At 70.8% G+C, this 24662-nt stretch carries 23 protein-coding genes; 12 read left to right on the plus strand and 11 right to left on the minus strand.

Annotation, left to right across the window (positions count from 1 at the left end; genetic code table 11):
- Positions 1–48: 48 nt before the first annotated feature.
- Positions 49–1149 (minus strand): hypothetical protein, encoded by a 1101-nt coding sequence (locus tag AB0I03_RS10410; RefSeq protein ID WP_360409682.1) that lies wholly within the window; start codon positions 1147–1149, stop codon positions 49–51.
- 96 nt (positions 1150–1245) lie between these two features.
- On the opposite strand from AB0I03_RS10410, the gene AB0I03_RS10415 reads away from it, so the two are divergent.
- From AB0I03_RS10415 to AB0I03_RS10435, 5 genes are all read left to right on the plus strand, one after another.
- Entirely contained in the window at positions 1246–1839 is a 594-nt protein-coding gene (locus AB0I03_RS10415; RefSeq protein ID WP_360409684.1) for a histidine phosphatase family protein, read from the plus strand.
- A gap of 153 nt (positions 1840–1992) precedes the next feature.
- Positions 1993–4275 (plus strand): glycoside hydrolase domain-containing protein, encoded by a 2283-nt coding sequence (locus tag AB0I03_RS10420; RefSeq protein ID WP_360409687.1) that lies wholly within the window; start codon positions 1993–1995, stop codon positions 4273–4275.
- Between the two features lie 44 nt (positions 4276–4319).
- Positions 4320–5645, plus strand: a complete 1326-nt coding sequence (locus AB0I03_RS10425; RefSeq protein WP_360409981.1) for a glycosyltransferase — start codon at positions 4320–4322, stop codon at positions 5643–5645.
- Positions 5646–6145: 500 nt separating this feature from the next.
- Positions 6146–6688, plus strand: a complete 543-nt coding sequence (locus AB0I03_RS10430) for a SigE family RNA polymerase sigma factor (RefSeq protein ID WP_360409690.1) — start codon at positions 6146–6148, stop codon at positions 6686–6688.
- Positions 6685–7488 (plus strand): hypothetical protein, encoded by an 804-nt coding sequence (locus AB0I03_RS10435; RefSeq protein WP_360409693.1) that lies wholly within the window; start codon positions 6685–6687, stop codon positions 7486–7488. Before AB0I03_RS10430 ends, AB0I03_RS10435 begins: the two co-directional genes overlap by 4 nt.
- A gap of 254 nt (positions 7489–7742) precedes the next feature.
- Here AB0I03_RS10435 and AB0I03_RS10440 read toward each other — a convergent pair whose 3' ends face one another.
- Together AB0I03_RS10440 and AB0I03_RS10445 are read right to left on the minus strand one after the other, a co-directional pair.
- Positions 7743–8471 carry a PIG-L deacetylase family protein gene (locus tag AB0I03_RS10440; RefSeq protein WP_360409696.1) on the minus strand — a complete coding sequence of 243 codons (729 nt, stop codon included), beginning with the start codon at positions 8469–8471 and terminating at the stop codon, positions 7743–7745.
- Between the two features lie 18 nt (positions 8472–8489).
- Positions 8490–8960 carry a rhodanese-like domain-containing protein gene (locus AB0I03_RS10445; protein ID WP_360409699.1) on the minus strand — a complete coding sequence of 157 codons (471 nt, stop codon included), beginning with the start codon at positions 8958–8960 and terminating at the stop codon, positions 8490–8492.
- Positions 8961–9209: 249 nt separating this feature from the next.
- Here AB0I03_RS10445 and AB0I03_RS10450 point away from each other — a divergent pair, with 249 nt between their 5' ends.
- A complete protein-coding gene (locus tag AB0I03_RS10450; protein ID WP_360409702.1) occupies positions 9210–10046 on the plus strand; it encodes an aldo/keto reductase in 837 nt (278 codons plus the stop codon).
- Between the two features lie 171 nt (positions 10047–10217).
- Here AB0I03_RS10450 and AB0I03_RS10455 read toward each other — a convergent pair whose 3' ends face one another.
- Positions 10218–11099, minus strand: coding sequence for a sigma-70 family RNA polymerase sigma factor (locus AB0I03_RS10455; RefSeq protein ID WP_360409705.1), 882 nt, complete (start codon positions 11097–11099; stop codon positions 10218–10220).
- 170 nt (positions 11100–11269) lie between these two features.
- Here AB0I03_RS10455 and AB0I03_RS10460 point away from each other — a divergent pair, with 170 nt between their 5' ends.
- Positions 11270–11740: a carboxymuconolactone decarboxylase family protein gene (locus tag AB0I03_RS10460; protein ID WP_360409708.1), complete on the plus strand. Its 471-nt coding sequence runs from the start codon at positions 11270–11272 to the stop codon at positions 11738–11740.
- 114 nt (positions 11741–11854) lie between these two features.
- Here the strand turns inward: AB0I03_RS10460 and AB0I03_RS10465 are convergent, their stop codons facing one another.
- The 3 genes from AB0I03_RS10465 to AB0I03_RS10475 form a co-directional block, all read right to left on the minus strand.
- A complete protein-coding gene (locus AB0I03_RS10465) occupies positions 11855–13105 on the minus strand; it encodes an arginine deiminase (RefSeq protein ID WP_360409711.1) in 1251 nt (416 codons plus the stop codon).
- A gap of 31 nt (positions 13106–13136) precedes the next feature.
- Positions 13137–14576 carry a basic amino acid/polyamine antiporter gene (locus AB0I03_RS10470; protein WP_360409714.1) on the minus strand — a complete coding sequence of 480 codons (1440 nt, stop codon included), beginning with the start codon at positions 14574–14576 and terminating at the stop codon, positions 13137–13139.
- 116 nt (positions 14577–14692) lie between these two features.
- Positions 14693–15916 (minus strand): sulfotransferase, encoded by a 1224-nt coding sequence (locus AB0I03_RS10475; protein ID WP_360409717.1) that lies wholly within the window; start codon positions 15914–15916, stop codon positions 14693–14695.
- Between the two features lie 248 nt (positions 15917–16164).
- On the opposite strand from AB0I03_RS10475, the gene AB0I03_RS10480 reads away from it, so the two are divergent.
- From AB0I03_RS10480 to AB0I03_RS10490, 3 genes are all read left to right on the plus strand, one after another.
- Positions 16165–16509 carry a helix-turn-helix transcriptional regulator gene (locus AB0I03_RS10480; RefSeq protein WP_360409984.1) on the plus strand — a complete coding sequence of 115 codons (345 nt, stop codon included), beginning with the start codon at positions 16165–16167 and terminating at the stop codon, positions 16507–16509.
- Positions 16510–16568: 59 nt separating this feature from the next.
- The gene (locus AB0I03_RS10485; protein ID WP_360409720.1) at positions 16569–16985 is read left to right on the plus strand and encodes a VOC family protein; all 417 of its coding nucleotides are present in this window, start codon (positions 16569–16571) and stop codon (positions 16983–16985) included.
- A gap of 111 nt (positions 16986–17096) precedes the next feature.
- Positions 17097–17543 (plus strand): universal stress protein, encoded by a 447-nt coding sequence (locus tag AB0I03_RS10490; protein WP_360409723.1) that lies wholly within the window; start codon positions 17097–17099, stop codon positions 17541–17543.
- A gap of 181 nt (positions 17544–17724) precedes the next feature.
- Here the strand turns inward: AB0I03_RS10490 and AB0I03_RS10495 are convergent, their stop codons facing one another.
- The 4 genes from AB0I03_RS10495 to AB0I03_RS10510 form a co-directional block, all read right to left on the minus strand.
- Positions 17725–19227 (minus strand): family 43 glycosylhydrolase, encoded by a 1503-nt coding sequence (locus AB0I03_RS10495; RefSeq protein WP_360409726.1) that lies wholly within the window; start codon positions 19225–19227, stop codon positions 17725–17727.
- 144 nt (positions 19228–19371) lie between these two features.
- Positions 19372–21126: an ABC transporter ATP-binding protein gene (locus AB0I03_RS10500; protein WP_360409729.1), complete on the minus strand. Its 1755-nt coding sequence runs from the start codon at positions 21124–21126 to the stop codon at positions 19372–19374.
- 165 nt (positions 21127–21291) lie between these two features.
- Positions 21292–21660, minus strand: a complete 369-nt coding sequence (locus tag AB0I03_RS10505) for a hypothetical protein (RefSeq protein WP_360409732.1) — start codon at positions 21658–21660, stop codon at positions 21292–21294.
- The gene (locus tag AB0I03_RS10510) at positions 21657–22250 is read right to left on the minus strand and encodes a DinB family protein (RefSeq protein WP_360409735.1); all 594 of its coding nucleotides are present in this window, start codon (positions 22248–22250) and stop codon (positions 21657–21659) included. The genes AB0I03_RS10505 and AB0I03_RS10510 overlap by 4 nt, the downstream gene beginning before the upstream one ends.
- 332 nt (positions 22251–22582) lie before the next feature.
- On the opposite strand from AB0I03_RS10510, the gene AB0I03_RS10515 reads away from it, so the two are divergent.
- Together AB0I03_RS10515 and AB0I03_RS10520 are read left to right on the plus strand one after the other, a co-directional pair.
- On the plus strand, positions 22583–23974 hold the full coding sequence (locus AB0I03_RS10515) for a hypothetical protein (RefSeq protein ID WP_360409738.1): 1392 nt from the start codon (positions 22583–22585) through the stop codon (positions 23972–23974).
- Between the two features lie 34 nt (positions 23975–24008).
- Positions 24009–24413: a hypothetical protein gene (locus tag AB0I03_RS10520; RefSeq protein ID WP_360409741.1), complete on the plus strand. Its 405-nt coding sequence runs from the start codon at positions 24009–24011 to the stop codon at positions 24411–24413.
- Positions 24414–24662: the final 249 nt, after the last annotated feature.

The raw sequence follows: 24662 nt of genomic DNA on the forward strand, positions 1-24662 counted from the left end.
CACAGCCTACGGCTGGGGCGACCCCGCTGCAACGCCTGAGTGCAAGCGTTATCTGACGACGAGTGCGGGCTCCGGCGCCTCCACTGCGCCCTTAAGGACCGGGACCGCGCGGCGCGCCTTGCGCACCGTGAGGGCGATCCCGGCGGCCGCGACGAGGATCGACGCCGCGAAGCCCGCGAGCGTCGCCGCGTCAGGTGCGATGAACGACTGGCCGCGCACGGCCTGCACCACCGTCGTGGCGAAGATCCCCAGGTAGCCGAGCGAAAGCCAGCGGACGATCGCGGCGCGGACGCGCTCGTCGCGCATCCAGGCACGGCGGGCGGCCACGAACCCGAGGAGCATCGCGACACCGATGAGGACCTGAATGCCGTGAAGGCCGATGAAGTGCGGGACGCGCATGTCGCCGCCGGTGGTGGACCAACCGGTGAGGAACATGCCGTTGCCGTCGAGGTCGCCGACGCCGTGGCCGGCGTTGAGCACGACCTCGTCCCCGTTGGCGTCCACGGCGGTGCGCTCGCCCTGGCCGCCGACGGTGACGATGAAGAACGCGGCGAACATGCCGAGGCTCGACAGCAGCAGGCCCCAGCGGACGACCGCCGTGACGGCCCTGTCGCCGATGCGCTGGAACAGCACGATCACGGCGATCACCAGGTTGGCCAGGAACATGACCGGCACGAACTGGAACGCGAGCTGCACGACCTGGTTGAACGGGTCCTCGGAGGTGTTGAAGTGGCTGTAGGTGCCCGCGGCGGCGGCCGCGCAGATCACGCCGACCTCGGCCGCGCTGATCACGGCGAAGAGGGTGCCGAAGGCCCAGCCGGTGCGGCGCAGCTTCGTCATGTGGGAGAGCAGCCAGGCCAGGCTCAGGCAGTAGGCGAAGAAGGAGAAACCGAACTTGAAGGCCTTGAGCCACACGCTCTCGCCTTGGATGGTGCGGTCGTCGAACGGGATCGCGAGGAGAGACGCGAGGGCGATGACCCCGCACGCGATGCCGAGGACGAGGAGCGGCCGGTGCCAGCGGCGGCCGCCGTCGGTGAGGGCGAGACCGGACGCGGCGGCCTTCTCGGTGACGCCGGTGACGACGCTGTCGGCGGCGGAACGGCGGTGGCGGGCGGCGCGGGTCGGGGCGGCCTGCGGGGTCTGGTTCATGCATAGGACGCTATTGCGATTCGCGTTGCGGCACATTGCCGTTGACCGCCCAATAAAGGGTGGGGCCTGCCTTACCCTCGGCGCTACGCTGCGGCGATGGGAATCGTGTACGTGGTGCAGCACGGCGAGAAGGAGCGGGCGCCGGGCGATCCGGGCCTGACGGTGCGCGGCCGGGAGCAGGCGGCGCTGGCGGCCGAGTGGTTGCGGGACAGGACGTTGCAGGACGGCGGCTTGCGGGCGGTGTACGCGAGTCCGCTGCTGCGGGCGCGGCAGACCGCCGAGGCGGTGGGGGCGGCGGCGGGCCTGCCGGTGCGCATCGACCCGCGGGTGGCGGAGCGGATGAACTGGGACGGGAGCGTGCCGCTCGAGCGGTTCGCGGAGGACTGGGCGCGCGCGAGCGCGGACCGGGACTTCGTTCCGGTCGTGGGGGACTCCTCGCGGGCGGCCGGGGCGCGGTTCCAGGAGTTCCTGGTTGCACGCGAATCGGACGGGCCGGTCGCGGTGGCCTGCCACGGCGGGGTGACGGTGGATCTGCTGCGGACCCTGGTCGGGGACGCGGCCGTGCCTGAAGCGCTGCTAGCGGATGGTGTGCCCTCTGGGGCGATCACGATCATCGAGGACCTGCGGCCGGTGCTGATCGCCGGGACGGCGCATCTCGCGGGACTGGAGACGGGCCACCGGCCCGGGTGAGGACCGTTCCACCGACCCGTCCCGGCGAATGGCGATCCACGGGGCTCACGGAGTGTCCACTCCGATCATGTTTCGCCTCCCGCAGCAGGGAACGCTAGACGAAGTGCGCGTGAACGCTTGCGCGTTCATCCGGCCGTAACGAAGATGTGACGCATGAGCTCTAACCTCAGTCGCATATTGGACTCAGTGGATCCGTTCATCGGCACCGAACCGGCCGATCTGCCCGCGGCGCAGGGCCTGGCCGCCAGTTGGTGGTGGCCGAAGGCCCAGGTCGGGAATACGCACCCGGGTGCCTGCCATCCGCTCGGGATGGTCTCGGCCTGCGCCTGTTCCGGCGCCTACCCCACCGGCTACGGCCGCTACGGCATGTCCACCGAGGGCGCCCCCGCCCCGCTCTACGACGACTACCTCGCGAGCGGCTTCACCCACTTCCAGCAGTCCGGCACGGGCGCGATCCGCAAGTACTACAACTACTTCCGCGTCACGCCGATGATCGAGCCGCTCGACGCCCTCGGCACCCGCTGGAAGCTCCAGGACGAGTCCGCCGAGCCCGGCTACTACGCCGCGACCCTCGAGAACGGCATCCACTGCGAGCTCACCGTCGGCGAGAAGACCGCCGTGCACCGGTACACCTTCCCCGAGGCGTCCTCGGCCCGCGTCGTCCTCGACTTCTCCTACGGCGGCTTGGCGATCGAGCACGGCACCACCGTGCCGCTGCGGGCCGGCCTCGAGAGCCTCGGCCAGGGCTGCGCGCAGGGGACCGTGGTCATGGAGGGCATCCCGCTCTCGGTCTACATCGACTCGGACACGCCCAAGTCGTGGCGCCAGCTCGTCTGGTACGACCGCCGCCGCGTCGACGGCGGCACCCGCCTCGACTTCGACTACATCCGCCGCACCACGCTGCGCCCCTTCGGCCTCATGTTCATGGGCCCGGCCCGCGCGGGCACCACGGTCGAGATCCGCATGGGCTTCTCCATGCGCGGCACCGGCCAGGCCCGCACCAACCTCGAGCAGTGCCTGCCCGGCGGCTTCGAGCACGGCTTCGACCGCGTCCGCGAGCAGACCAGTGACGCCTGGAACGGGTACGCGTCGCAGGTCGAAGTGGACGGCGGCACCCCCGAGCGGCGCACCGTGTTCGCCACGAGCTTCTACCACTCGCTCATCAAGCCGTGCTTCGCCGAGGACGAGAGCCCGTTCTGGCCTTCCAAGGGCCCCTTCGTGTTCGACATCGCGACGATGTGGGACATGTACAAGACCCAGTTCCCGCTGCTCACCGCCCTCGACCCGGTCAAGGGCGCGGCGATGCTCGAATCGCTCGTGCGCATCGCCGAGGAGGAGGGGAACCTCCCGATCGGCTACCGGATGGCCCGCGGCTCCGACCGGTTCTTCCGCCAGGCCTCGGCCCTCGCCCACACCGTGCTCGCCGACGGCTACCAGCTGGGCCTCGAAGGCCTGGAATGGGATTGGGCGCTCGTCCACATGCAGGACGACCTGCGGCGCGGCTACGGCGAGGACTTCGCCGACCGCGGCATCGTGCACCCGGTGAGCCACACGCTCGACCTCGCCGCCGGGTACTGGTGCACGGCGATCGTCGCCCGCGGCCTCGGCGACCACCGGCTCGCTGACGAGCTCGAGGCGAAGTCCCAGGCCTGGACGAACGCGTTCGGCGGCGACGGGCTCCTGCGCGACTCGAGCTTCTACGAGGGCGGGCGCTGGAACTACTCGTTCCGGCTCCTGCACGACATGGCCGCCCGCATCAAGCTCGCGGGCGGCGACAAGGAGTTCACGCAGATCCTCGACCGGTTCTTCGGGTTCGGCGCCGCGCCCGTGACGCAGCTCGGCGTGCCGCCGTTCGGCCCCGAGTTCGCGATCGGCCAGGACCTCAACCGCTTCGAGGGCCTCAACAACGAACCGGACATGGAGGCCCCCTGGGCCTACCACTACGCCGGGCGCCCCGACCGGACCGCCGAGATCGTGCACGCCGCGCTCTCCTACCAGTTCGGGACCGGCCGCGGCGGCCTCCCGGGCAACGACGACTCCGGGGCGCTCTCGTCCTGGTACGTGTGGGCCTCACTGGGGCTCTTCCCGGTCGCGGGCCAGAACCTGTTCCTGGTCAACGCCCCCGCGTTCGGGGGCGCGAGCCTCCAGTTCGGCGGCAACGACTTCGAGCTCGTGACCACCGGCCACGTCGAGACCGGCATCGGCGAGGACGCCGCCGGGTCCTCGGCGCAGTACGTGCAGTCGGCGCGCTTCAACGGCAAGCCGCTGGACCACGGGTTCCTCACCGGCAACCAGCTGCACGGCGGCGGGCGGCTGGAGATCGAGCTCGGACCCGAACCTTCCGACTGGGCGACGAAGACGCGCCCGCCGTCCGCCTCCGACCGGCCCGATCCCGATCGGGGCGGCGGGGCCCGACTCCAGGAGTTCTTACCGTGACCCAGCAGCCCCGCGGCCCGCAGCACGGCCGGACCGATCAGCACCTGCGCGACGGCGACCGCTTCGTACCGGACGGGCGCCCGCAGCGGCGCCTGGTCATCGTGGTCCGCGCCGACCCGGTCATCTGCGGCCACGCCACCGAGGCGCGCGGCCTCGCCGAGGTCGCGCTCACCCGCGGTTTCGACGACGTGCGCATCGTGACGTGGCCGATCGAGGCGCTGCAGGCGGCGGGGCTGCCGCTCAAACCGCTCGACGAACTCCTGCCGTACTCGCCGGGGATCACCGTGGAGCGGCCAGGGCCCGTGGGCGACTACCGGGTCCCCACCGGCCGGCACCTGCTCGGCCTGGCCGGGCGGCTGTTCGAGCTGTTCACCGACGGGGTGCCGACAGTGTGCATGTCGATGTACCTGACGCCCCACGCGAACGCGGTCGCCGAGGCGCTGCGGTCGGTGCGCGCCTCGGGGCTGGACGCGGACGTCACGACGATCGCCGAGGCCGTGGGCTCGGACATCACGAACGTGGTGCGCTCATGCATCAGTGAAGGCGCCGTGGGGGCGGCGGCCTCGCTGTTCACGGCGTACCTCGCGCACGACCGGGTCGTGGCCGTCTCCTCGTATACCCGCGACCTCATCCTCGAGTCGGCCGCGCAGGTCGACCTGGCGTGCGGGACCCGGTTCGCGGAGGAGGTGACCGCGCGCGTGGAGGTCTCCTACCCGGCGGTGGACGCGGGCGCGTACCTCGACCTCGATCCGTCCGCAGTGGACACTGCGCTGGCGGCGCGGGGCCTGGTGCGGGACGGCTACCTGCTCTTCCTCTCCCGGGTGGCCGCCGCGAAGGGCGCGGACGACCTCATCGCCGCCTACCGGGCGTCCGCGGCGTCCCGCACGCACCGCCTCGTCATCGCCGGGAACGGCCCCGCGCACGCCGAGACGCGGGCCCTCGCGGGCGACGACCCGCGCATCCTCTTCCTCACCGACGTACCGGACGAGGAGAAGCCGCTGCTCATGAACGGCTGCGCCGCTTACGCTCTGCCGTCGAAGCCGCGCCCGGAGTTCGTCGAGACCTTCGGCATCGCGCTCGTCGAGAAGATGCTCGCGGGCGGCGGGCCCGTGATCACCACCCGTACCGGCGGTATCCCGGAAGCGGTGGGGGACACCGCGATCGAGGTCCCGCACTCGGACCCGGCGGCGCTCGCGGCCGCGATCGACCGGGCGCTCGCCATGAGCCCGGCCGAGCGGGAGGCCGCGGCCGAACGGGCGCGCGAGTACGCGATGCGCTTCGACCGCACCGCGGTCTTCGACAACCTCTTCGCCGGACTCCTCGACGACCCGGCGGCCCTCCCGGTCGACGCCCACGTCACCATCAGCTGAGCCCCAGCCTCTGACCTCCGCTAACACCGCCGCGCTCGAAGCTGCGCAAAAAATCTTCGGATCAAGGGCAACCTTCGGAGCGGCCGCGGCAACTACATGACGGTGCGGCAACCCGGCTCCGTCGCACCCACCAACACAACCAGGGGAGGGCCCACCGCCCTCGCCGAACAGCAAGGAACGCAGTGCCCGAGCGGCGATCGCGGCAGCGGTCGCCGCCACGGCACGTCCCGCCCGCTCAGGCGGACTCCCGCCGTTCGGCTTCCCGACGACCGGACCAGCCGCGATCGGCGCGGCATGATCCACCTTTCCCGGCCGCCCGCGGCTGGGGGAAAGGCCCTTCCTGCCATGGACGGTGCTTTCCACAACCGGACAGGGCGCGAGCACCGGGGGTGCTCGCGCCCCCCGGCCTGCCGGTCGCCGCTGCTGAAGGCAAGGGCCCCATGGTGAAATTGCTAGACTCTCCGCCTCCCCGAATTCGACCCGCCACCGGAGGCCCCCCGTTGGACGTCCCCGCTCAGCTGGAGGAAGACGCGTTCCGCGCCTTCTTCGAGCGGCACCACGCCGAGCTGGCGCGCTTCGCGTGGCTGCTCATCGGCGAGAGCGGGGCGGCCGAGGACATCGCGGCGGACGCGATGCTCGCGGTGTGGCGGCAATGGGACCAGGCCCGGCGGGCCCGATCGCAGATCGCCTACGCGCGCGGCATCGTCGCCAACCTCGCCAAGACCCGCATCCGCGCCGCCGTGCGCGAGCGGCGCCGCAACACGCTGTTCTGGCAGCGGCCCGGCGAGACGCACGACGGGCCCGACTCGGCCGCGGTCGTTGACGTGCGCGAAGCGCTGAAGCGGCTGCCGCTGCGGCGGCGCGCCTGCGTGGTGCTGCGGCACTCGCTGGAACTCACCGAACGCGAGACCGCCGACGCGCTCGGCATCTCGATCGGCACGGTCAAGAGCCAGACTTCGAAGGGCCTGGCCGAACTGCGGCGCATCCTCGGACCCCAGGAGGGATCGGCCTGGGCTTCGATGAGGAAAGGGGAGCAGCGGTGAACGACGATGTGAACGACCGGCTCCGGGTGACCGCCGAGGAGTACGAACCGGACCGCGACCGGATGTGGACGCGCGTCTCGGAGGGCATGCGCGAGCCCCGGGCGCGCGCCGAACCGGTGCGCACCGGCTGGCGGGTGCCGCAGCTGGGCTTGGCGACGGGGGCGGCGCTGGCGCTCATCGGCGCGATCGTGTTCTTCGGGCAGTTCCTGGGCTTCGGCCCGGTGGTCGGCCCGAGTCCTGAACCTCCTGCGGCCGGCCCCGGTACCCGGTCCGCTGAGGCGACGGACCCCGTGAGCAGCGGCGACGCCACGACGGGCGGGGAGACGAGCGCGGACGAGGGCGGCGGCGAGCCCGACGGCGAGGCGTCCGAGGACGATCCGCCGGAAGGCGAGTCGAGCCCGGAGGGGGGCGAGGCCCCCTCATGGCTGTGGACGGACGGGTCGGTCGACCCGAACAGCAACGACTACTGGTCGCAGGCGACCCTCACGCTCAGGAACGACGAGCCGCTGGCCGAGCTGAGTGTGGAGTTGCGGGTGGCCGAGGGCGCGGGTGTCGAGTCCTCGGACTCGTGGACGACCGGCGACAGCTGGTTCGCCGAGGCGGAGGTGTCCAAGGAGGACGGCTTCCTGGTGTACCGCTGGACCCTGCAGGAGGGCAAGGTGCTCCCGGCCGGCGAATACCAGCTCGCGGGCCAGTTCAACCACGGCGAGGGCGGGCGCAGCGCGGACGGCGACTCGTACTCGTTCGAGGCCGAGACCGAGGGCGGCGAGACCGGCGCGGCCGAAGGCGACTTCAAATGACCCCCGCGCCGCCGCATTGATCGACTCCGCCGCGCGAGACTGACGCGGCGACCCCAGAGCGAGAGCGGGGACCGGGCCGATGGCCCGGTCCCCGCTCCGGGAATGTGAAACGGGTGCGGTACCGAAATATCCGCATAAATCCCCCTTAAGGGACCCCTGGCGCAAAAGTACTCCCCTGCTACGACAGGAAACGCCGGGACGTCCGATGCCGACCATCAATCCGGCTGAAAGAACTCGGACACGCCGAGCGGTTGTCAGAAATTGATCAGCTCGAACGTCGTCGCGTACCGGGTGCCGAAGCGCTCGCCGGCGCCTGCGGCGAAGTCGGTGAGGAAGCCGCGCACGTACGTCTCCGGGTCCTCGTCCGTGAGCGCCGAGATGTAGGCGCGGTGCTCCAGGAGCGAGGCGATGCCGGCCTCCATCGTGTCGGTCACGTCGACCGCGTGCGTCGACTCCGGCGACGCGGCCAGCGCCACCCACCGCACCCCGCCCCACGGTTCGAGGCCCTCGTCGGCGAGTTCGGGGAAGATCCAGCGGTTGCCCGCGTCGTTGGCGGCGTCGAGCACCGATTCGGCGACGGCCCGGTGGTCGGCGCTGTTCCAGTTCCCGGGCATGAAGTGGTCGCGCCGGTTGAGGGTGATGACGAGTTCGGGACGGTGGCGCCGGATCGCGGCGGCGAGGTCGCGGCGGAGGGCGATGCCGGATTCGATGACGCCGTCGGGGTGGTCGAGGAATTCGACGGAGGAGACGCCGACGACGGCGGCGGAGGCGCGCTGCTCGGCGTCGCGCACGGGGGCGCATTCCTCGGGCGGCATGGTGTCGATGCCGGCTTCGCCGCGGCTGACCATGAGGTAGGCGACCTCGCGGCCGCCGCCGGTCCAGCGGGCGACGGCCGCGGCGGCGCCGTACTCCATGTCGTCGGGGTGGGCCACGATGGCCAGTGCCTTGGTCCAGTCCTCTGGCATGGCTTGGAGTTCGCTCATGCGTCGATTATGGCGGGTTCAGCAGTCGCAGGAGACGCCGCTCGAGGGGACCGTGAGCGGGTCCGGCTTGCCGCGTTCGACGCCGGCGTCGGTGGCGACCGGGAGGCCTTCGCGCACCCAGTACTCGAAGCCGCCCATCATGTATTTGACCTGGTAGCCGAGGGTCGCGAACGCGGCGGCGGCGCGGTAGGCGCCGTTGCAGCCGGGGCCCCAGCAGTAGACGACGACGGGCCGGGCGGGGTCGACGAGTCCGGCGGCGCGGGCGGGGATGTCGTCGGTCGGCAGGTGCACGGCGCCGGGGACGCGGCCCTGGAACCAGGCGGCGTCGCCGCGGGTGTCGACGAGGGTGAACCCGGGGTCGTCGCTCTCGTTGGCGGCGTAGACGTCCGAGACGTCGGTGCTGTAGGCGAGGAGGCCGGTGAAGTACGCGAGGGCGTCGGCGGGGGAGGCCGGGGGGACGCGCAGGACGGCGTTCGGTGTCGTTTCCATACCCCGGAATCTATGTGCCGGTACAAAGATTCGAGTATTTGGCACAATGTTGATCATGATCTGGGAACGCCGCGGCCGTGCGGGTGTTTCGCCCGGTTCAGCGGGTACTCGAGCGGCGGTAGCGTAGATCCCGGTGCCCCCTCGCGACCGCGCACCTTACGACAGCGCATCTTGCAGCAGCGTGGCCTCACGGCAGCGCGCCGTACCGGCGCCGCCCCGGCGGCGCCTCCGACCAGAGAGGCTTCTTCCATGCCAACCACCGCACCGACCGTCGAACTCGCGCACGGCGCGAACATGCCGCTCCTCGGCCTGGGCACGTGGCCGATGGACGACGCCGAGGCCGAACGCGTGGTCGCCGAGGCGATCGGCCTCGGCTACCGGCTGGTCGACACGGCCGAGAACTACCGGAACGAACGCGGCGTCGGCCTGGGGCTCAAGGCTTCCGGCGTTCCCCGCGAAGAGCTGTTCGTGACCACGAAGTTCAACAAGGAGTGGCACGGCGTCGAGCTGGCCGCCGAAGCCTGCGAGCGCGGCCTCGACCGCCTCGGGCTCGACTACCTCGACCTGCTGCTCATCCACTGGCCGAACCCGCAGCACGGCAAGTACATCGAGGCCTGGCAGGGCCTGGTGCGGCTGCTGGAGTCCGGCCGGGTCAAGGCGATCGGCACGTCGAACTTCAAACCATCCCATCTGGACCGCATCATAGAGGCCACGGGCGTCATCCCGGACGTGAACCAGATCCAGTTGAGCCCCTTGACGACCCGCCTCGAAACGCGGGCGTACCACAAGGAGCGCGGGATCGTGACGCAGTCGTGGTCGCCGATCGGCGGCGAGGGCGGCGAGGTGCGCAATGAGCCGAAGGTGCTGCAGCTGGCCGAGCAGTACGGCAAGACGCCCGTGCAGGTGATCCTGCGATGGCACCTGGACTCGGGGCTCGCGGTGGTGCCGAAGTCGAGCGACCCGGAGCGCCTGGCGCAGAACCTCGACGTGTTCGACTTCAAGCTGGAGCCGGAGGACGTGATGGCGCTGGCGGCCCTGGACCAGGGCGAGGCGGCAGCGGCGGACTCGGACGCGTTCGGTCACTAGCCGAGCGAGGTCCGGCCCCCGGAGTCGGGTGTGTCGCGGCCTTAGGCCCCCGATAACAAGGGTGGCTCGGGGGTACGACAGTGGTTGCTCGGGGGTACGACACTGTTCGCTGCGCGGGCCGCCGATCCTGAACCGGATCGGCGGCCCGCGCCTTCGCTCTGTCCCCGCCGCCTACGTGTCGAGCAGTGTGAGTGCCATGCCGCGCACACGGTCCGGGTCGGTGACGCCCTCCATCGCGATGATCCGGTCGCCTTCGACGGTGAACACGAGCACCCGCGTCGGGAAGCCGGGCATCGAGGAGATGACGCCGATCTTGCCGTCGGCGAGTACGAGCTGCGCGCCGGTCGCCATGGCCGCGAAGGTCATCGCGCCGCCGGCGATCTGGGCCGCGCCGCGGATGATCTGGCCGACGGCGGCCGCGTCGGTCCGCAGTGTGACCTCGGGGTCGAGGACCGACACGAGCGCCGTGAAGTCGCCGCCGCGCGCCGCCGCGAGGAACGCCTCCACGACCGTGCGCTGTTTCGAGACCTCTTGGCGCTGCGGCATACCGGTCCCCCGCACGCGGGCCCGGGCGCGGCTCGCGAGTTTGCGGGCGGCGGCCGGATTGCGGTCGACGATCTGGGCGATGTCGTCGAAGGGGACGCCGAACATGTCGTGGAGGACGAACGCGAGCCGCTCGGCGGGTTCGAGGGTCTCCAGGACCACCAGCAGCGCGAGGCTCACCGAGTCGGCCATGACCGCGGCCGACTCCGGGTCCGCCTCCACGTCAGCGGGCCCGGGGAGGGCGACCGGCTCGGGCGCGTGGTCCGGCATCGGCTGCTCGGCGCGGGACTTGCGCCGCCGCAGCTGGTCGAGGCAGACGCGGCCGACCACCGTGGTGAGCCAGCCGCTGAGGTTCTCGATGCGCGCGGAGTCGCTGGCGGCCAAGCGGAACCAGGCCTCCTGCACCGCGTCCTCGGCCTCGCCGGAGGAGCCGAGCATCCGGAACGCCACGGCCTCCAGTCGGGGCCGGTCGGCCTCGAACCGTTCCGCGAGCCACTGGTCGTCGTTCATCTCGCTCCTCCTTCGACGGGGTTGTCGACCTTATGACGTGCGCGGGCCCGCAAACGTGACCGTCCCGCCTCCCGCCGCACTCCTCGCGTGATCCAAGCCACATGTGGTCACGCGGCGGCGCAACGCTCCGTCATGCCGGTACATCGAACGAACCGTGAAGGAGCCCCGCCATGGAAGCCCGCATCGACTACTACGCCAACCCCGTCGCCGCGAAGTTCGCCAAGCAGATCAACGCCGCCGGCAGGGCCCTCAGCGGCGTCTCGCTGCCCGAGGGCATCCCGAACCTGGTGCTGATCCGCGCCAGCCAGATCAACGGCTGCGGCGTCTGCCTCGACATGCACACCAAGGACGCCGCCCACGAAGGCGAGACGCCGGTCCGCCTCGCCATGGTCGCCGCGTGGCGGGAGGCCACGGTCTTCACCGAGGCCGAGAAGGCGGCGCTCGCGCTCACCGAGGCCGGCACCCGCCTCGCCGACGGCGAAGGGGTGCGCGACGACATCTGGGACGACGCCCGCAAGCACTTCGACGACGACCAGCTCGTCGCCCTCGTCTCGACCATCGCGCTCATCAACGCCTACAACCGGATGAACGCCATCACCCGCACCCCCGCCGGCTCCTACGAGCCCGGCCAATGGGGTTAGCACCCGAGCCACCCCGGAACACCCGAAGGGCGCGGCCGCGTCGCGGCCGCGCCCCGAGCCGGGTTCGGCGATCGACTGCGGTTCCATAAGACAGCGCTGCCGAACGACACCGCCTCAGAAATCGACAGGGTCGCGGATGATCGGGCAGGTCATGCAGTGCCCGCCGCCCCTGCCGCGCCCGAGTTCGGCACCGACGATCGGGATGACCTCGATCCCGGCGTCCCGCAGCAGCGTGTTCGTCTGCGTGTTCCGGTCGTACGTCATCACCACGCCCGGTTCGAGCGCCACCGCGTTGTTCCCCGAGTCCCACTGCTGCCGCTCGGAGGCGTACACGTCGCCGCCCGTGGCGATGACCCGCAGCCGCGGCAGGCCCAGCGCCTCGGCCACCACATCGGTGAACGCCGCCGAACCGTGGTCCTCCAACTCGAGCCCAGGCGATCGGTCGCTGGGCCGCAGGGAGAACGTGTGCACCGCGTCCATGATCTTCGGGTACAGCGTGACCACGTCCCGGTCCGCGAACGTGAACACCGTGTCCAGGTGCATGGCCGCGCGCAGCTTCGGCATGCCCGCCACCACCACCCGCTCGGCCGCGCCCTGGTCGAAGAGGGCCTTCGCGACCTGCGTGATCGCCTGCCGGGAGGTGCGCTCGCTCATGCCCATGAGCACCACGCCGTTCCCCACCGGCATGATGTCGCCGCCCTCGAACGTCGCCTGCCCCCACGACTCGTCGGGGTCGCCCCACCACACCCGGGAGCCCTTGAACTCCGGGTGGAACGTGTACACCGCCTTCATCAGCAGCGTCTCGTCGTGGCGCGCAGGCCAGTACAGCGGGTTCAGGGTCAGCCCGCCGTAGAGCCAGCACGTGGTGTCCCTGGTGTACAGCGTGTTCGGCAGGGGCGGCATGAGGTACTCGCGCGCGCCGGTCGACTCCCGCGCCAGGCCCACATAACCCGGCCGCAGGTCCTGCGGCAGGTCGTGCGTGGACATCCCGCCGATGAGGTACTCGGCGAGGTCCGCCGGCCCCAGCGACTCCAGGTACTCGCGGGTCGGCTCGATGAGGCCCAGGCCGACCTCGTTCGCGGTGATCTTGCGGTCGAGCAGCCACCCGCGGGCCTCCTTGCCCGCCATGGTCTGCGACAGGAGGTCGTGCAGCTCCACCACCTCGACGCCCCTGGCGCGCATGTTGTCGACGAACTCGGCGTGGTCGCGCCGGGCGTTCTCGACCCACATGACGTCGTCGAACAGCAGGCCCGCCGCGTTCGTCGGCGTCAGGCGGCGGTGCGCGAGCCCCGGCGCGCACACCAGGACCTTGCGGAGCCTCCCGACCTCGGAATGGACGCCGTAGGACTGGACTCGGTCGTTCATCGCGTTCCCCCAGATTCAGATGCGCGGTCGTTCAAATGCTGAGCCGGCCCGCGGCGAGCGCCACGACGCCGATCACCGCCCCGGCGATCGAGACCGCCAAGAGCACGGCCTCCCCCGGGCTGAACAGGCGCCGGCCCTGCTCGCGGCGGGCCATGACGAACAGGATCGTCGCGGGGGCGTAGATGATGAAGGAGACGAGGACGAACTTCAGGCCCGCCGCGAACAGCAGGAACGCCGTGTACAGGACGGCGAGGACCGCCACGGTCGTCTCTGTGCGGCCGCCGCGCGCCGTCGACCCGTCGCGCCCCGCGGCGACCTTGACCGCGAACACGGCCGCGAGCAGGAACGGGATGAGCGTCAGCGCACTCGTGAGGTCGAGCGCGAAGTTGAACGCGTCGTCCGAGAAGTAGGTGACGACCAGGACGAGCTGGCTGAGCGCGGTCGTGAGCACGAGCGCCGGAACGGGCACGTCCGCCTTCGTCGCCCGGCCGAGGAACCGCGGCATGTCCTTGTCCTTCGCGGCCACGAACAGCACCTCGGCCGCCATGAGCGTCCACGCCAGGTACGCGCCCAGCACCGAGACGATCAGGCCGATCGAGACGAACACCATCCCCCAGGTGCCGACCTGGGCCTCCAGGACCCCGGCCATCGACGGTTGCCGCAGCTCCGCGATCTCCGCCATCGGCATGACGCCGTACGACACGATCGTGACCGACGCGAAGATCGCGAACACCGAGAGGAACCCGGTGATCGTGGCCCGCCCGACGTCGGCGCGGCGCTTCGCGTGCCGGGAGTAGACGCTCGCGCCCTCCACCCCGAGGAACACGAACACCGTCACCAGCATGGTGCTCCGCACCTGGTCGAACAGCGACCCCGCATAGTCGGCCCCGCCGAAGTTCTCGGCGAACACGCCCGGGTCGAACAGGAACAGCAGGAGGAGCACGAACACGCAGATGGGAATCACCTTGGCGACCGTGACGACCCGGTTGATCGCCGCGGCCTCCTTCACGCCCTGCTTGATGAGCAGGAAGAACCCCCACAGGCCCGCGGAGGAGAGCACGATCGCGAGCACCGTGTCGCCTTCGCCGAGCGCGGGCACGAGCGCGCCCGCCGTCGACATGATGAGCACCCAGTAGGTCACGTTGCCCACGCAGGCGCTGGCCCAGTAGCCGAACGCGGAGAAGAAGCCGGGGTACTCGCCGAATCCGGCCTTCGCATAGGCGTAGACGCCCGCGTCCAGGTCGGGGCGGCGGTTCGCGAGGTTCTGGAAGACGAACGCGAGCATGAGCATGCCCGTGCCGGCGACGGCCCAGGAGATGAGGGCGCCCGCGACACCGGTCTCCTGCGCGAACCTGGACGGCAGCGAGAACACGCCGGCGCCGACCATGGATCCGACGACCATCGAGGTCAGCGTCCAGAAGGCGAGCTTGGCCGCGCGCGGCGCCGCCACCTCGTTCACGGGCTGGGCCATGGTGTCCTCGCAGGTCACGCCATTGAGGCCCGTTAGGGCACTGGAGCCCTGAATATAACGCCGGGCGCCGGGCGCGAGCCGGGATTCGGCGAACCCTCCCCGCCCGGCGGCCCGGCTCAGTACCGCTTCGGCAGTGCGGGCAGGTTCGCCACCAGGGTCGTGTAGTCGCCGAACGCCGCCTCGACTCCCGACTGCGAGAGCCCGTACCGCGAGAGCGTGTACTCGTGCTTGCGCCGCCGCGTCGGCAGGTCCAGCAGGTACTCCAGGTTCTCGGCCTCCGCCTGGCCCCAGGGCAGGCCGAGGCGGTGGAACAGGGGCGGCACCTGGTTGCGGGCGTCGCCGGCGAGGTGCGGGTAGCCGACGTCGACGACGTTCTCGCTCGCCAGGCGGATCCGCGACGCACGCGCCGAGGCGATCGCCTCCGTCAGCATCGAAAGGCAGGTCTCGCCGAGCACCTCGGGATCGAGGCGGCGCTGGTACACCGACCACCCGACCTCCACAAGAGAGCAGTACGAGCCCATCACGGTCACCGGGTCGCGATGCGTCCACACCACTTTCGCGTCAGGGAAGACCTTCACCAGCGCGTCGAGCGACCACAGATGGCACGGGCTCTTCAGCACCCACCGCTTCCGCTCCTGCCCGAACTGCAGGATCTGCAGCGCCTGCTTGAAGTACCGGTAGTCCTCGGTGTAGTCGCGCTCCGCGCACCACTCCCGGTAGCGCTTCAACGGCCCGGTCATGTTCCACAGGAAACTGTGAAACGGCAGCAGGAACACGCACTCCTCGGGCCGGAGCGCGTCCATGAGGTGGATGTCGGGGAAGACCGGCACGGCCTTGTTCATCGAGGCGACCCACTGCTGGGTCGCGGCGATCGACGCCTCCCGCGCGGCCTGGTCGGCGTCGCCGGGCATCGTGTCGAACAGCTCCCAGAACAGCGGCGCCCGGTTCCCGGCCGGACCGGCGAGCAGGTTGTGCGCCAACGTGGTCGCCGTGCGAGGCAGGCCGGTCACGACGATCGGCGCGGTGATCGGCTCGCTCTCGATCTCGGGGCGGTCGGCGATGATCTTGGCGACCTTGAGGCGGTTGGTGATGCGGCGCTGCACGTCGCCGCGGATCGCGGTCCAGCCCAGGAACGAGGCCTGCTCCTCGTCCGCATAGCAGCCGAGGACGAACCGGCAGTCCTCTATGTACTCGCGATGCGCCGCAGCGGAAGCGCCGGTCGCCGCCTCGGCTTCGGCGACCATCCGCGCGATCTCCGCGTCGACCTTGCCGCGGCGACCGCGGACCGCCGGAGTGAGCAGGGCATTGACGGCCTTGACGGTGAGGGTCGCGTGTCCCACGCAGATCTCCTTCTGCTTGTTCCTGCACGGCGGCAAGACAATCGGGGGTGAGAGAACCCGTTGAGCATAAACGCCCACTGTGCACGAATCAATACGCTCGATGCCGCGCGCTCGACCCCCGCGGACCGTTCCACGAGCCGACCCGCCGGCCCGTGCGATCATCGGCGTACGCGCACGCGACCTCGGAGGATGCCGTGAAGACCCCAGGCGAAGACCAGAACCGCCGCCTCCTGCGCGCCCGCGACGCCATGGACCGCAGCTTCGCCCAACCCCTCGACGTACCGGCCCTCGCCCGCGTCGCCCTCATGTCGCCCGCGCACTTCAGCCGCCGATTCCGCGCCACCTTCGGCGAGACCCCGCACCGCTACCTCCAGCGCCGCCGCATCGAACGCGCCTGCGCGATGCTCCGCGACTCCGATGACACCGTCACCGAGATCGCCCTCGCAGTCGGCTTCGACAGCCTCGGCACGTTCAGCCGCACCTTCAGCACCCTCATCGGCCGCTCCCCCACCCGGTTTCGGGCCGAGGCGACCCCGCTCAAAGCCCCGGTCTGCTTCGTCAAGAGCTGGACCCGCCCGAGCAGTTTCAGTTGAGCGGCAACCGAGCATTTTTGGATAAGCCTGCGCGGCGGCAGCACCCATAAGCTGGGGGCATGTTCAAAGACATCAGCATCCACACCGTGTTCGTCCTCGACCAGGAAGAGGCGATCGACTTCTACGTAGGCAAGCTCGGCCTCGCGATCGTCGAGGACGTCGACCTCGGGTTCATGCGCTGGCTCACCGTCTCGGTGCCTGGTGACCCCGAGCACCGCATCCACCTCGAGGTGCCCGGCCCGCCCTCGCAGAGCGACGAGACCGCCGCGGTGGTCCGCGACCTGCTCACCAAGGGCGCGCTCGGTGCCACGGTGCTCACCACCGACGACTGCCGCGGCACCTACAAGCGGCTCACCGACCTCGGCGTCGAGTTCACCGAGGAGCCGGTCGAGCAGCCGTACGGCATCGACTGCGCACTGCGCGACCCCTTCGGCAACCACATCAGGATCACCCAGCCGGCCGCTCCGGAGGCCTGACAGTAAGCAGGGGGAACGCCCGGGCCGGCCCGGGCGTTTTCGCGTGCCTTCGAGGGTTCGACTCCAGTTCAGGCGGGTACTCCGGAAGCTCGGAGCGGCTTTGGAGGAACCATGGACGGCACAGAGGAGCGGCAGGAGCGCATCGTCGTCGGCGTCGACGGCTCCGGGCCGTCGGTCAGGGCCCTTGAGTGGGCCGTTCGGCAGGCACGGCGCACCGGCGCGAAGGTCGAGGCCGTGCAGGCCTGGGAAGTGCCGACGATGTACGGCAGCGGCATGATGGTCCTGCCCGGCGGCGAGGAGTTCGACAAGTCGGCCCGGCAGTCGCTCGAAGCGGCGGTCAACCACGCCTTGGAGGGGAAGACCGACGTCGAGGTCGAGCACCACACCGTGGGCGGCCACCCGGCCAAGACGCTCATCGACATGGCCGAAGGCGCCGACCTGCTCGTGGTGGGCAGCCGCGGGCACGGCGGGTTCGTCGGCTCCCTGATCGGCTCGGTCAGCCACTACTGCGTCAACCACGCGCCCTGCCCGGTCGTGGTGATCCGCCAGACGGACTGAGGCCGCGTCGGCCGGGCCGGGTCCGGCGCCCTACCTCGCGGGCACGGTCGCGGCGCCCGCGCGGGCGCCGGGACCGGCGCGCGCTACCGCGGGCACGGATGCCGCTGGCGTCCGAGCAGTTGCAGCTCCGCCGCCGAGGCCCGACAGCGCCCGCACGGGCGCCCCGACCGGGGCCGGCGCGCTACTCAGCGGCGGGCGCGGATGCCGTTGGCGTGTAAGCGAAGCTGCGCAGCCGCGTCGCCTCACCGGCGGCGCCGACGCCGAGCACGCGGCCGGTGAACCCGGCGGCGACCTCGGTCGAGAGGTAGCGGCCGTCGAGTCGCGCCAGCTCGGTCACGTCACCGCCGTCGACCAGCGCGAGCACGATGTCGTCGGGGCCGAAGGCCGTCATGGTCTCGGCCTCGCAGTCCACCGCGGCGATCCGCAGCACGACCGCGTCCCCGGTGACCGGGGCCGAGCCGAGTTCGGCGCTGACGCCGCCGATCCTCGCTTCCGCGCGCACCGCGCCGTCCTCGAACACCAGGCCGTAGCGGTGCCGGTCGTCGATGCGCACCTCGAAGCGGCCCGAGCCCGTGAACGCGGCCTCGGCCTCCCATCGCAGGTCCTCGACGCGCGTGCACAGCAGGCCTGGGGAGCCGTCGCCGGGGGCGCGGAGCCGCAGGCCCCCTTCGGGATCGGGTGCGGCGATCGCGGCGGGTTCGCTCGCGGGCGAGACCCAGCGGTGGTGCAGGGCCTTCGCGGTGAAGTCGTCGCGGAAGGCGGTGTCGTCGGGCGCGAACTCGTAGCGGTGCTCGTCGAACACCGGCCAGCCGTCGACCCAGTCGACCCCGGCCAGGAACGTCTCGCGGCCGATCACGTGGTAGCAGGGGGTGAATCCGGCGGGCCGCACGGCGAGGTAGACGGCGGCCCATTCGCCGGAGGCGGTCTGGACGAGGTCGGCGTGCCCGGTGTTCTGCACCGGGAGGGACGGCCGGGAGCGGTGGCTGAAGACCGGGTTGGCGGGGCAGGACTCGTACGGGCCTTCGGGGCGGTCGGCGCGGGCCACAGTCACGGCATGGCCGCGTTCGGTGCCGCCTTCGGCCAGGAGCAGGTACCAGTGGTCGCCGTGCTTGTAGAGGTGCGGGGCCTCGGGGAAGTCGAGTTCGCCGGTGCCCTGCCAGACCTTGTAAGGCTCGCCGGTGAACTCGCCGGTCTTGAGGTCGACGCAGCCTTGGAGCATCCCGTGGAGGTCGGTGTCGGCGACGCGGCCGGTCCAGGTGAGGAGGAGTTCGCCGTCGTCGTCCCAGCAGATGTCGGGGTCGATGCCGACGGCTTGGGGCACGAAGATCGGGTCGCTCCAGGGGCCGGCGGGGTCTTCGGCGGTGACGATGGTCTGCCCGGAGTCGGCGTCGCCGACGTTGGTGGTCACGAAGTAGAAGCGGCCCTCGTGGTGGCGGAGGGTGGAGCCGTAGATGCCGCCGGAGGGGCGGCCGTCGGCGCGGAGGAACTGGCCGCGGCGGTCGAGGATGTTGCCGATCTGCTTCCAGTGCACGAGGTCGCGGCTGTGGTAGATGGGTGCGCCGGGGAAGTATTCGAAGCTGGAGTGGGCGAGGTAGTAGTCCTCGCCCACTCGGCAGATCGTCGGGTCGGGGTGGAATCCGGGGACGATCGGGTGCTCGGCCCCGGACACGGCAGTTCGGCTCACAGTGCTCCCTCGATCAGCGCGGAGCCACCAGATTAAGTTGTGTCGCCAAACTTTGTCAACCGCGAACCGGGTCGGCCGCTTCAAGCTGTGGCCTTGAGCCGCAGCCGCAAGCGACCGCCCCGGACTTACCGCGGACGCTCCCGGTCACGCCGCCGCGTGCTGCACGCCCCAGGTCCGGGCGTACCGGCCCGAGCGTTCGAGCAGTTCATCGTGCGTGCCCTGCTCGATGATCCGCCCGTGCTCCATCACGACGATCACGTCCGCACTCCGGATGGTGCTCAGCCGGTGCGCGACGACCAGCGTGGTCCGCCCGCGCATCAGCGTCTCGAGCGCGCCCTGGATGTGCCGCTCCGACTCCGAGTCCAGCGCGCTCGTGGCCTCGTCGAGGAACAGGATCCGCGGGTCGCGGATCAGCGCCCGCGCGATCGAGAGCCGCTGGCGCTGCCCGCCCGAAAGCCGCGCGCCGCGCTCGCCGACCACGGTGTTCCAGCCGTCCTGGAGGGCCTCGACGAATTCGAGCGCGTTCGCGTCGCGCAGCGCCTGCCGCACCCGCTCGTCGTCGATCGGCCCGAGCCCGTACGTGATGTTGTCCCGCACCGATCCCTCGAACAGGACCGAGTCCTGCGGCACCACCGAGACGTGTCGGCGCACCGACCGCATGTCGAGGGCCTCCATGTCGGCGCCGTCGAGCAGCACCGTGCCGCCCGCGGGCCGGATCAGGCCGAGCACGGTGTTCATCAGTGTCGACTTGCCGGAGCCCGAAGGGCCGACGAGCGCAACGGTCTTCCCCGCCGCGATGTCGAGGTTCACTCCGTCCAGCGCGGGCGCGCCGCCGTCCGGGTACCGCACGGTGACCTCGCGGAGCTCGATGCGCCCCTCGACCTTGTCCACAGTGGGCTTGCCTTCGTTGTACTCGACGTCGGGGTCTTCGAGCACTTCGGCGATCGAGCGCGCCGACTCGGTGCCGCGCGCGGTCACCGGGATCAGGTTGAGCACGGCTCCGACGGAGCCGGTGAGCATCGAGAAGTAGGTGCCGAGCACCACGACCTGCCCGGCCGAGATCGGTGCCCACTGCATCACGGCCACCGTGGCGGCCAAGAGCAGGCAGCCGACCGACAAGAGCTGCATGGTGACCCAGCTGGCGGCGCCGAAGCGGCCGTTGACGACGTCGAGCCGCAGCCCCCGGTGCCGCACCTCCTCGGCGACCTCGGCGACCCGCCCGGTCGCGACGTGCTCGAGCCCGTGCGCGCGCGTGATCGGCATGAGGGCGGCCATCTCGCCGACCCGCGCGGAGAAGACCTCCATCTCGCGGCGGAACTCCTCGTTGCGTTCGCGGGAGCGGCGGCGCGTGAACCACCAGACGCCGAAACCGCAGGGAATCGAGAGGGCGAAGACCGGCAGGAACTGCGGCACGGTCAGCGCGGTCATGGTGATCGCGCCCGCGAAGACGAAGACGGCCGAGAGGAACGGCCCGCCCGACTGGGCGAACATCATCTCCACGTTCTCGACGTCGCGCACGACCTTGCTCTGGATGATGGAGGCGTTCGACCGGGAGTGGAACCCGATGGACAGCAGTTGCAGCCGCGCCGCGAGCGCGTTGCGGAAGCCGGCGCCGAGGGACCGCACGGCGCCCATGTAGAGGCGGGTGAACCAGACGTGGGTGAAGGCGTTCTGGACGACGAGGACGGCCGCGCCGACGGCGAGCCAGCCGAGTGTCGAGAGTGGACCGCCGCGTACGACCGCGTCGACGGCGGCGCCGGTGATGACCGGCATCAGCCAGGTGGGGCTGTCTTTGACGACGAAGATGCCGACGGCGAGGGCGAGCTGCGCCCTCCGGGGTCGGAGCGCCCGGGCGACCGAGGCGAGAGGACGTTTCCCGTCGAGGGTGATGGATTCCATTGCAGCAATGGCCCCGTGTTCGATTAGTGGGTTCAGGTTGGGCGACAACGGGAGTGGATGGGTCTCCCGCCGCGGTGCCGAGCGATGCGCCGAACACGCGAAGTCACCGCCCTCGACCATAACCCCGGCGTCCGCAATCCGCCTCCGCTTTTCACGGCATGCCGCTCAGTCGCCGGCCCGCTGGGCCCTCCAGGACCGGCGCGGCCTGAGCTCGAGGTCGGGCACGCCCGGCGGGTACGGCGGGTACTGCTCGACGAGGTCCGCCCAGACCTCGTGGGGGATCGCGAGCCCGGCATCGATCATCGCCGCGCCGTGCCACAGCCCGATCCCCTTGAGCGCCTTCGCGGTGCTGCGGCAGATCTCCTCGGAGAGGAACGCGAACCGCTCCTCGGCCGCGTCCCGCTCTCGCACCTCCGCGGGATCGGTCGCGTCCTCGAGCCGGTCCAGCACCGCTCCCTCCCGCTCCCACTCCTCCACGAGCGCCTGCACCGGTCGGAACGCCGCGGCGAGCTCCCCCTCGGTCATCTCGTTCACATCCCACCCCTCTCGATTTGCGCCGCCGACCTGGCGGCCTGTTCGATCTTCGCGCGGTAGGCCGCACGGGCCTCCTCGTCGATCGGCTGCTCGTGCTCGGCGCGCATCCCGGTTCGGCCGTCGAGGCCCTCGCGCAGGATGTCGGCGTGGCCCGCGTGCCGGATGGTCTCGCCGAGAACGTGGAGCAGTACGGCGAACAGGTTCGTGTCGGCATGAGGCTCCGACCACCACGGCACGCGGCCGGGGGCGTCGAGGGCCAGCTCGTTGATCGTCGCGTCCGAGTGGTCCCACGTGCGCTGGTAGAACTCGATGATCTGATCGCGGGTCTCGTGCTCGTTCGCCCACAGTTCACTGCCGTCTGAGTCCTGCCAGCGGGGCAGCGATTCGGGGGAAGGGCGGCCGAAGACCTCGCCGAAGTATCGGGCCTCGACGTTGGCCACGTGTTTGACCAGTCCGAGGAGGCTCGTCCCGGTCGCGGTCAGCGGCCGGTGGGCGTCGTATTCGGACAAGCCGTCGAGTTTCCATACCAACGCTTGGCGATCCCGCCGCAGTCTCCCGTGCATGGTGGCTTTCGCGAAAGCATCGATCATGTGGGACGAGTCTGCCACAGGCTGCCGCGTAGTAAGGGCGACGACGGTCACAGTCCAGATCGTGTTGCAAGGCAAGGGAGGCGAGAAAATAAGGGCTCGCGTCTAGACGGTGTGGTTGACATTTTGCACACTCATCGCTCATCATGCAGTAACCGCAATTGGCGATATGCCTAGTGCGACAAGGATTTACGTCGTCACCCGAATGGGTTACGTCGCAGGCCGCATGAAACGCAAGAAACCCATAGTGCAAAAATCTCCATCAGTCGCCCGGTGGCTCTCGAGCTACCAACTTTCAGACCACCGGGCGACCTAACAACGAAGGACGAACCATCGTGTCGTGGACGACGATACGCCATTCCGGCGTACCTGAAAACACCCATTCGGCCGCCTGGCGGATCGGCGAGAAGCCGCACGACCCGCTCGACCCGGGCCCGTACGGCACCCCCGGCTGGCAGCCCGACCCGCGCCGGGGTCGGCGCCGTCGAGGCGAATTGCCGGACCCGCCGCCGATCGAGCGCCGCGAATCGATGCCCGTCGAGCGTCGAAACGAGTCGAACCCGACCGAGCGTCGCGGTGAGCCGCGTCCGCTCGAGCGTCGCGGTGAGCCGCACCCCGAGGAGCGGCGGCGCATCGAGCCCCCGGGGCGCAGCTGGTTCGGGTCACCGGACCCGCGCCCCGCAGAGCCGCAAGACTTCTCGCCGATGCGCGAGGCCGCGTACCGCGCCTTCCTCCGCGACTCCGAGGAGCTTCACCGCGCGCACCTCGAAGCGCCGGAACCGAACCGGGTCCTCGTCTACCTGCGCTGGTACCTCCGGATCGTGGTGGCGATCCTGTACTGGCGCGTCGTGCCGTTCCCGGAACCGCCGTCGCGCTGCCGCCGCTCCCGCGCGGTATGCGGACCGCGCCAAGCGCACCAACCCCGCCAAGCGGCCCGATACGTCGGCCGCGCCGCCGTACCTACCCGCCCGGTGGTCGACTCGATAGGAGCGGCCCCATTCGCGGCCGACCCGATCGAGGCGGCCCAGCTCGCGACCGCGCCGACCGAACCGCTTCCGATCGCCGCACACCCGACCGAGCGGATGCCGATCCCCACGCAATCGGCCAGGCCCCCGCAGATCGGCGCACAACCGGTTGAACCGCCGCCGGTCGCCGCGCAAGCGGTCACCCCGGCAGCCGCTCCCCCGATCGCGATCGAGTGGCGCACCGTCGCGCGCCCGCAGGTCCGGCCCACCGCCACGGCCGCCAGGGCCGCCGAGGCCGGGGATATAGAGGCCACCGTGTCCACCACGTCCGCCAGGGCCGCCATGCCCACCCCGGCCCGACGCGTCGACCTGCCGCGCTCGCGCCCTCCGGTCCGACCGCAGTCCCATCGACTCGCGGTCATGACCCCGCGCAATGGCACGCACAGTCGCCGTCGCGCCGACACGCGTCGCATCTTCCTCCACACCTACGCCATCACCCGCGACCAGAACCTCCGCGACCTCACCTGGCCCAAGGGCAGCTGGGAAGGCTTCACGGCCTCCGACCCCTACGCCAACCCGCGCCGAGGCTCGATCCAACGACGCCGCAACCACCGACCTCGCAACCTCGCCCTCGCCCGCTCGTTCCCGAGCACGACCCCGGTCGTACCGGTCGGCGCGACCAGCCGCCCGGCCCCGATCGGCCCGACCACACGCCTGGTCCCGGCCACCGCGACCCCGTTCCCGGGCGGCGACCTCCGATGAGCCGACTCCGCAGCTTCCCGAACGGAGACCGCCCATGAGCCGACTCCGCAACGCGCCCTGGGAACTCCGCCGCGCCTACCAGCGCGCACTGGCCGCACTCCCCGGCAAGTCCACAGTGGTGTATCCGCCTGACCTCAGCACGCTCACCACGGTGGGCGCGGCGATCATCGACGACCGAACCCTCGCGTTCGGCGTCGACGGCGACCACCCGCGCCTGTGGATCACCACGGACGCACTCGAGGGTCCGAACCTCCTCGGCCACTTCTCCGGCCTGGCCGACGCCGCACCCGACCTGTGGATCTGCGACCACAGCGCCTGGCCGTGGGTCCTGAGCGGCGACATCGCCGACCGAATCGAGGAGGCGGCCCTGCGCGCATGGAGCGACTGCACCCGCAACTGCGACGGCTTAAGCGCTCGTCTCAGTTGGCGAGTTCCTTGAAGCACGTGATGGCTGCGGCGAGATTCCTGCCGGTCTCCCGCCGCAGTCCTGCCTTGATCCAAGCCGGTTCCGCCGAAAGAATCAAAGTCGGCCAAATCTGAAGGGTGCGCTGAACCATCGTGAGCGACAGGGAAAGACGAGCGGCGATCGACGCGTTCGCCCCGGCAGCCGGCGTCGAGCGGGCCGGCTGAATCGGTGAGCGCGGCGCATCCCCTTCATGGGCAGCCCCCAGTTCCCGACCCCCGACGG

Source organism: Glycomyces sp. NPDC021274 (assembly GCF_040641195.1).
In the GTDB taxonomy this organism is placed as follows: domain Bacteria; phylum Actinomycetota; class Actinomycetes; order Mycobacteriales; family Micromonosporaceae; genus Glycomyces.